The 2,308-nt window shown below is 39.5% G+C and carries 2 protein-coding genes and 1 pseudogene; 2 read left to right on the forward strand and 1 reads right to left on the reverse strand.

What is annotated here, in order from left to right; genetic code table 11:
• Positions 1-595: MBL fold metallo-hydrolase (locus P20495_RS19950; RefSeq protein ID WP_033014870.1), on the reverse strand; the 595-nt coding region annotated here is incomplete at its 3' end.
• 376 nt (positions 596-971) lie between these two features.
• Between P20495_RS19950 and P20495_RS19215 the strand changes: the two are divergent.
• Together P20495_RS19215 and galU are read left to right on the forward strand one after the other, a co-directional pair.
• Positions 972-1,205: pseudogene (locus P20495_RS19215) on the forward strand (UDP-glucose 6-dehydrogenase); the annotation flags it as partial.
• 119 nt (positions 1,206-1,324) lie between these two features.
• Positions 1,325-2,215 (forward strand): UTP--glucose-1-phosphate uridylyltransferase GalU, encoded by an 891-nt coding sequence (gene galU, locus P20495_RS19210; protein WP_008133529.1) that lies wholly within the window; start codon positions 1,325-1,327, stop codon positions 2,213-2,215.
• Positions 2,216-2,308 lie beyond the last annotated feature (93 nt).

Consider the following 2,308-nt stretch of genomic DNA (forward strand, 5'->3'; position numbering starts at 1 on the left):
CTAGAGTGTCGGCTTTGTAAGGTGGTTTTGGTGCAGGTAAAAGGGGAGTATATGGTGCGCCTAAATCGCCTGAAAAAACCACTCGGTGCGTGTTTTTGCTCAAGCTTGGTTTATTAATAATATCAATTTCTACATAGGCTGAACCTAATATATGCCCCGCCCGTTGAAACCTTGCTTTGGCTGTTTGTTCACCTTTACATGGTAATTCAAACCAGCTTTTATAAGCTACAGCAATAATACGTTTGTTTAACAGGCTTAAACACGCTTTTATAATTTTAGGGTCGCAAGTAACGCCTACTTTTAACGCATCTTCAATCACCAAAGGTAATAAACTAGCTGTGGCAAGGGTTGTAAAAATGGGTCCTTTAAAGCCTGCTGCTAATAAGTAAGGAATTCTCCCAACGTGGTCAATATGGCAATGAGTAACAATAAGCGCTGTTATGTTGGTAATATTAAACTCGATTGATAAATCAGCTTTAGCGTCTTCACCTTGAAATAATCCGCAATCAATTAGTATGCTTGTGTGCTTATTAACTGCTAGCTCGTGGCAGGAGCCGGTCACACCATTAACAGCTCCGTGATGAAGTATGCGCATTTCATTGCCTTATATTATTAATTTATCCCTGTAAGCTTAAGGTAGAAGCATAGTGTTGAATATTCAAGAACGGGTAGGTACTGGGTTTATATTTATAGGCGCGGCTTTGTGCCGCGCTTGTTGAGTTGTTTTATTTATGCGCGAGGTAATGCGTTAACTATCTGCAAAATAAAAAGAGCTTTTTGTGAATCTAGGTAATTTTTATTCATGAAAACGTTGAACTTTGTAATGCTTTATTTGAGTTTACGCTATTAACTATTCGTATCGCTAAGTAGTTCTGGTAAAGCCCAGATGCTCTTGTTAATGTAAAATTGAATTGGTGGTAGGCACGGGTTATGTCGGGCATTTCTAATGCTATGCTTTTAGCGCAGTGTATAACTTTAGGGCCTCTGCCATTCAAGGCATTATGAAACGCATTAAGGCTAAAGGTATTGAGGTTGTTGTTTTTGAACCTGTACTTGAAGAAAATGAATTTTATCGCTCACGGGTGATAAAGGATTTAAACGAATTTAAGCAGATATCTGATGTGGTGGTTGCAAACCGTATGGTTGAAGAGTTAAGTGATATTGCTGACAAGGTTTACACACGCGACCTATTTGGGAGCGATTAATAATATTAGTACTATGCCCGACCCCGATAAAGTTTATTCGGGGCTTTACTTCATTCATCCCTCATTTAGATTTAACCTGTTAACTTAAAAATAATTAATTTATAAATAAAGGACTACCCATGAAAGCTGTTATTCCTGTTGCGGGCCTTGGTACACGCATGTTACCAATGACCAAAGCTATTCCTAAAGAAATGCTACCTATTGTAGACAAACCACTTATTCAATACATAGTAAACGAGTGTGTAGCCGCAGGTATTAAAGACATAGTACTCGTAACTCATAGTTCTAAAAACGCAATTGAAAATCACTTCGATACGAGTTATGAGCTTGAAGCAACACTAGAGAATCGTGTAAAGCGTGCTTTACTTGAAGAAGTTCGCTCTATTTGCCCAACAGATGTAACTGTAATGAGTGTTCGCCAAGGTGAGGCAAAAGGTTTGGGGCACGCTATTATGTGTGCAAAGCCAATTGTTGGGGATGACGACTTTATTGTACTACTCCCCGATGTGATACTTGATGCCTATACGGCAGATCAAAAAACTGAAAATTTAGCCGCAATGATCAAGCGCTTTAATGAAACCAAAGCAAGCCAAATCATGCTAGAGCCAGTAGCACAAGAAGACGTAAGTAAATATGGTATTGCTGATATTAACGGTGTACAGCTAACGCCAGGTAACAGTGCCGCAATTAAAACAATGGTTGAAAAGCCTGATGCAGGTGAAGCGCCTTCAAACCTTGCGGTTGTTGGTCGTTATGTATTGAGCAAAAATATTTGGCCATTACTGGCAAAAACGCCTGTAGGTGCTGGTGGTGAAATACAGCTGACTGACTCTATTGATGCGTTAATGGCTGAAGAAACAGTTGAAGCGTTTCATATGAGTGGTCGCTCGCATGATTGTGGCGATAAGTTAGGTTATTTAAAAGCGATTGTTGAGTACGGTATGCGTGACGCAAAGCTAGGAAAAGACTTTACTCAGCATTTAAATGTCCTTATGAACGCAAAAAATTAATAATTTAGTTACAAAGCGCGAAGTAAATTCGCACCTACGGTTTGGCGTATGTTGTAGGTGAGGTTTTACACCTCGCTTTTTGGCACCAAAGCC

It is taken from the genome of Pseudoalteromonas sp. BSi20495, from assembly GCF_000241185.1.
Taxonomy (GTDB): domain Bacteria; phylum Pseudomonadota; class Gammaproteobacteria; order Enterobacterales; family Alteromonadaceae; genus Pseudoalteromonas; species Pseudoalteromonas fuliginea.